The 5443-nt window shown below is 45.3% G+C and carries 5 protein-coding genes and 1 pseudogene; 2 read left to right on the top strand and 4 right to left on the bottom strand.

All coding sequences use genetic code 11. The features are described 5' to 3' along the window. Both RJ60_RS15795 and RJ60_RS10255 read right to left on the bottom strand, forming a co-directional pair. Window positions 1-213 (bottom strand): hypothetical protein (locus RJ60_RS15795; RefSeq protein ID WP_219725878.1); only part of this gene is annotated, 213 nt, incomplete at its 3' end. An 87-nt stretch (window positions 214-300) separates the two neighbouring features. Next, window positions 301-1689: a transglutaminase-like domain-containing protein gene (locus tag RJ60_RS10255; protein ID WP_103134675.1), complete on the bottom strand. Its 1389-nt coding sequence runs from the start codon at window positions 1687-1689 to the stop codon at window positions 301-303. 853 nt (window positions 1690-2542) lie between these two features. Here RJ60_RS10255 and nagA point away from each other — a divergent pair. Continuing rightward, on the top strand, window positions 2543-3649 hold the full coding sequence (gene nagA / locus RJ60_RS10250) for an N-acetylglucosamine-6-phosphate deacetylase (protein WP_103134674.1): 1107 nt from the start codon (window positions 2543-2545) through the stop codon (window positions 3647-3649). A 327-nt stretch (window positions 3650-3976) separates the two neighbouring features. Beyond that, on the top strand, window positions 3977-4642 hold the full coding sequence (locus RJ60_RS10245) for a prolyl oligopeptidase family serine peptidase (RefSeq protein ID WP_103134673.1): 666 nt from the start codon (window positions 3977-3979) through the stop codon (window positions 4640-4642). Here RJ60_RS10245 and RJ60_RS10240 read toward each other — a convergent pair. Both RJ60_RS10240 and RJ60_RS10235 read right to left on the bottom strand, forming a co-directional pair. Further along, a complete protein-coding gene (locus RJ60_RS10240) occupies window positions 4634-4981 on the bottom strand; it encodes a hypothetical protein (RefSeq protein ID WP_099828425.1) in 348 nt (115 codons plus the stop codon). The two genes, RJ60_RS10245 and RJ60_RS10240, sit on opposite strands and share 9 nt — an antisense overlap. Window positions 4982-5255: 274 nt before the next feature. Continuing rightward, a pseudogene (locus RJ60_RS10235) lies at window positions 5256-5443 on the bottom strand (IS1634 family transposase); the annotation flags it as partial.

Here is a 5443-nt window from a genome sequence, read left to right as displayed (position 1 = left end):
AAAGAGTCTGCCATCCATAGAAGCAGCACTGTGAATGCGCAGGCGTTTCATGTCCAGCTGATTCTTCAAGTCATCAAAAGACTTCTCGATCGTATCCTTATTTCGGTATACCCTTAGTGCTTCTACGGGATCTTTAATCCCTGGCGCGAAAGCGTCAGCATCACTTCCCCGGACGTTCCTCCGGGCATCACTTCCTCGCGCAGCGAGCCTCACTTCCTGCCGGAGGCAGCATCACTTCTGCATCTTGCAACTGATCTTTTGCTCTTACCGACCCCCTACCCGCTACCCCCTACCACGGCTCTATTTCAACAAAACCGTCTTCATGCTGAATGAATCCAGTATCGCGATAGTGACATCAAACTCCTCGTTACCGAATTCGCTTTCAACAAATGGAGACTGCAGCGTGATCTCAAGCAGCTGAGTGTCAGAAGGCTTCTCTGCCGGCAAGAAGTCAACGGAATTTTGAACTACGAGTCTCAACGGATCCTGGCCGGCGAAGAAATAATCGATGAACTCCTGTCGCTCTTCCTCGGTAATACCATAGGTGTAGGTCGCAATCTGCCCTGCCGAGGTGTCTACAGGAACCCAACCGTAATTCGGCAGGTAGAACTCGGCCCAAAAATGAGAACCCAGCTGTCCAGAGAAGACCTGGAAGCCTCCCGGCGCCCTTGCAGGTATTCCGATCGATCTGCAGAGGGCTGAAAAGATCATCGACTGAGTACCACAATCACCGTAACCGTGTTCGAAAGAGTAGAGGCTTTCCGGAATTCCGGCCGCCTCTATTGCAACGTGGGCCATAAAAGTGTATTTGATGTTTTGGACAACGTAGTAATATATCTCTTTTGCCTGAAGGTAAGGATTGGTCTCATCTCCAACGACGCTTCTGGCAAGCTCCTCGAATCTTTCATCGAAATATATGCTTCCTTCGGACTTCGTGTATTCTCTGTAAAGCGAGCTTTCCCTATCGTATTCGCCCACCTGATCGGGATCTATATCGAACTGCTGCTGGTAGTGTGTGAAAGTGAATTGCACGGAGATGTCCAGATCCTCTACGAGATTCGAAAGATCGAATTCGAAGAGGACATAAGCTATATCGCCGGAAGTTCTGGGAAGACCTACCACCGCTTCCTTCGGGGTCACCTCAAGTACAGAGATATTCTCTTGAGCCGCTGTCTGCAGAGGAAGGGGGAACCAGATTCTCAGCGAACCTTTATCCGGCAGGAGAGATCTTTCAGTATTTACTTTATATTCCACAAGGTAATTCTTCGGGTTGAAATAGGGGTTGTGAGCTGGCTTGAAGGAGGCAAAAGGCGTATTCCTCCGTCCGTACTCTTCTAGAAGGTACCTGACCAGCAAGACGTTGCCCGCCGACCACTCTGGCTCTCGCTCGACAAGTTCGGGATCGCGGGTAAAGAGGTTGTGCTCCAAGTCTGTGTAATACATCTCTATACCGTCAACGATAGCTCTCTGTATGTCTCTTTCAACGATGAACTCTCTTACTTCTTCATCGCTCTTGAGCTTCGGATAATGTTTCACAATGATCTCTTTAGCCTCTTCAAATGTCAGTGAGAATTCCAGGGCGCTTTTCAGTTCGTTCTGTCTTCTCAAATACTCGTCGGACCGTTGAAAGAAATCGCCGAAAGCAACCGTAGAAATGAGAACGATCACAAGAACCAGTTTCAATTTCATGGCTTACCGCCCTCTTTTCTGTTGCCTGATTGGACACAACAAGGCAAGTATATATTGTTTGACCTTAGAAATTTAAACACTAATTGTAGTCTTATGAATATTTTCGTCTTGCGATCTCAAGGGATGACCTTCGCAGTTTTCCCAAAAGTACGTATTTCAGACGCTCAATTTCCAGTGGAGCGGTGAAGCTAACCGGCTAAAATCGATACAGGAGGGCTCAAGTATCTGTTCTCTAGCCCCATCTCAGACCTGGAAGTTGAGAAACAAGACGTTCTTCCAATGAAAAGGACTTCGGAGAATTGACTATAAGATCCATCAATAGGCCTTCTCATCGAATTGTAGTGGCAACATGCCGATTTTCATTTTCATTTTTCTCTGTATTGGCTGATTTCAGAGCTTCAACTGACAAACCGTTAAGCCATTTTATATGCCAAATGTAAGGCTATAGCTTGATCTTACCGCTGTAAAAGTTCTGATGCTATCTAGACGGTGATGCCTGTACTCTTATCAAAGCAAACTAGATGTAGAAAACGGAGTCCCTAAAGAGCGTTATAGAGAGCTTCGCTTCTAGAAGCGAGAATTGATAAACATCGGCAGTCAACGGCCCGTCGTTCTCCGACAAGAAAGAGAAATGCAGCCAGAAGTGCAGAAGCCTTAGCAGTTAACCGATAACGGCTCACTTTCCGAAAACAGAGAATACGCCCCCTCTCTTCCAAAGACGAAGAATGTCTTATCGTTCTAGAGATGTCTTTCATACCCCCTGTATCCTCCCTGCCACCAAGTGACTTCGCTCATGCGTTGCCCAGATTCCTCCCAATGATGTAATAATTGAGTCTGAAGGGAGATGACTTGAATGGAATTGGAAAGGGTTCTCGTTGTTGATCCAGTCGATGGGGAATACATCGCAAATATCAGAATATCTGGAAACAAAATCGAATCAATTGCGAAAACGGGTGGAGATTTCAGTTCAATAGCCATGCCTGGCTTTGTCGATACGCATTCGCATGGTGCAGTTGGAATTAACTGCATGACGATGAATACAAGAGATCTTGAAAGGTGGGAGGAGTTCGCTGTAACTCATGGTGTGACTTCTTTTCTTCCAACGACAGTTTCTGCTGAAGCGAAAGAAATGAAAAGAGTTGCTGATCTTGTTTCTGACTATGTTACCGAGAGGCCCAGAACAGCAGTTAGGGGAGTTCATTTTGAAGGTCCATACATAAACCCAAAGAAAAAGGGCGCTCAGAACCCCTCTGTAATAAGACCTGCAACAGTTGAAGAACTTAAGTCTGTGCTATCGGATATCGTTTTGCTCATAACAATGGCTCCGGAAATCGAAGGCTTTCTTGAAGTTCTCCCCGAGATTGCAAAACGAGAAATCACTATCTCTATTGGACATACAGACGCCACCTATCTTCAGATGAAGAAAGCTTACGAGAACGGCTGCAAGAGAATGACTCACTTTCCTAACGGAATGAACACTCTTCATCACAGGGAGATTGGTTGTGTTGGATCAGGGTTCTTGCTGCCCATGAAGCTGGAAATGATCGCAGACGGTATCCACACTGCGCCTGAATTCGTTGAAATGATTCATAAGATTCGTGGTAGTGAAGCCATAATTTTGGTCACTGATTCTCTTGATGCGACCGGACTGAATGACGGAACATATGATCTTGGAGGCCTAAGAGTAGAAGTCAATGGCAGCAAGGCAACTCTCGAAGATGGGACTCTTGCGGGAAGTACTCTTACCATGGACAGAGCTTCCAGAAACTTCAGGGAGTGGACCGGCTGCAGTCTTCAGGAACTATCGAGAGTCTCTTCCTACAACGCCCTTCAGAGCGTTGGAATCAGCAACAGAGGTAGACTGAAAGAAGGGTCTATAGCGGATATAGTGATGCTTAATCGAGATCTGGCAGTTGAAGAAACTATCCTGGCAGGTCTTTCGGTCTATAGAACCAGGTGAAGTTGACTAGCCCCAGATCACTGCCGATCATTGTAGACTCATTGGGCCCTGGTCGCTCTCGAGCCACAAAAGCCCGATCTGTATGACCAACAGCTAATGACTCGGTACCAATAGAAAAATCAATAGAAAATATGTGCTCATAAACCTCCGATGCGTCTCATCAAGGTCAGCTAATATAGATTCTCACTCCTCTTGATGAACATCTGCCGGTATGTTGCTGATCAAAATCCTGCCGATGATCAAGACGTCTCTTACTGTAAATTGAGCTAAAGAATTCTACTTCCGTAATGTTATGCTGTTGATTGAAGACTGCCAGGAGGTGTGACAATGGAACTTCACTCATCAAGAATTAGTTATTCTCTAAACAGGAAGCTCGATTACTTGTTCTCACTCCCACTGCAGTACAACTCTGAAGGGAGTGATTGGCCCCTCATTCTCTTTCTTCACGGCGCAGGAGAGAGGGGAGACGATCTCAGGCTACTTAAGAAGCATGGAATTCCAAAAGTAGTGGATGAGATGACAGATTTTCCTTTCATAACAGTTTCACCTCAATGCCCGGAAAACGATTGGTGGCTTAACAGACTTCAGGATCTCAGATTTCTTGTAGATTCAATAGTTGAACAGTATAGAGTTGACTCTTCAAGATTGTATCTGACAGGACTGTCAATGGGAGGATTTGGCACATGGCATATGGCCGTCGAGTACCCTGAACTCTTCTCGGCCATTGCACCAATCTGTGGCGGGGGACTTGGAATTCTTGGTTTTCCGGAGAGAGTCGCAGAGATCAAAGACGTTCCTGTTTGGGCCTTTCATGGTGAAAAGGACAACATAGTCTCGATCGAAGAGAGTAGAGTTCTAGTAAGGACACTGAAAGAGTTCGGTGCACATCCCATGTTAACCATATATCCCGATGCCGGACACGATTCATGGACAGAAACTTACTCTAATCCCGAACTATACGAGTGGTTCATCAATAATCGAAAGTCAAGTTGATTTCATCCTTATTGGACTCGCCTGTGATCTATTGAACATGATGCCTGCCGGTTTGAGATTTCTTCTTCTGAAACCTCCCAGGCTCTTCTTTACTTGCTCACGCGCCTCTAGATAGGCTTTCAGAGACAGAATCCAGATAGCTCCGACAAGGATCCAGACAGCTATCAAAAGAAATAACAACCATCCAAAACCATCTAGTCTATCTCCAGCGCTCAAGAATCCAACAATTCCATAAACCGATACGGGTGTTACTATTCCGAGTAGAACGGATGCTCTTATGAAGTTGTTTCTTATGTGTCCTATTCTGGGCTTTTTGCTTCTTTTGACGGCAAAACCCATCAAAATCACCACCTCAAATTACCGTTACTCCTAACATGATAATTATACACTTCTTCTTTTGCCTGACCTTTAATAATAACCGATATGTGAACAACATCGACAGGATTCACTCAATGATTTCGTCACATGCTTACACAATAATCTGAACTCCGTCGCAACTGAGCTGCAAATTCTACCGCCCGCAAATGACTCAACTTTAACAGCGCATAATCTAAAAACAGCTAAACAAGGGGAAAAATGAAAAGAAAAACAGACGTACCACCACAGTGGTATATTATGCAATCTCTTTGAGTAGATCCGGGGGTCTTATTTTGAGTGCTTTGAAAGCGTCGTAAGCATTGCCCATCATTTCAGTCCTTGCAAGAAAGCGTTTGCCTTCTACCGTTAGCTCAACTGCCCTTATCTCTTTCAAGTCTTCGAGTATTTCTGCGTAAGAGAAAGCACTTCCAATCTCTTTCAGCT

The sequence above is a fragment of the Mesotoga sp. B105.6.4 genome, assembly GCF_002896535.1.
Classification (GTDB): Bacteria; Thermotogota; Thermotogae; order Petrotogales; family Kosmotogaceae; genus Mesotoga.
Note: the sequence above shows the minus strand (reverse complement) of the source record. Positions and strands in the feature narration are given on the sequence as shown.

What these genes read in the sequence shown, in the direction of transcription:
- RJ60_RS10255 (WP_103134675.1), bottom strand. Translation starts at nt 1,689, where the DNA reads ATGAAATTGAAACTGGTTCTTGTGATCGTTCTCATTTCTACGGTTGCT.
- nagA (WP_103134674.1), top strand. Translation starts at nt 2,543, where the DNA reads ATGGAATTGGAAAGGGTTCTCGTTGTTGATCCAGTCGATGGGGAATAC.
- RJ60_RS10240 (WP_099828425.1), bottom strand. Translation starts at nt 4,981, where the DNA reads ATGGGTTTTGCCGTCAAAAGAAGCAAAAAGCCCAGAATAGGACACATA.
- RJ60_RS10245 (WP_103134673.1), top strand. Translation starts at nt 3,977, where the DNA reads ATGGAACTTCACTCATCAAGAATTAGTTATTCTCTAAACAGGAAGCTC.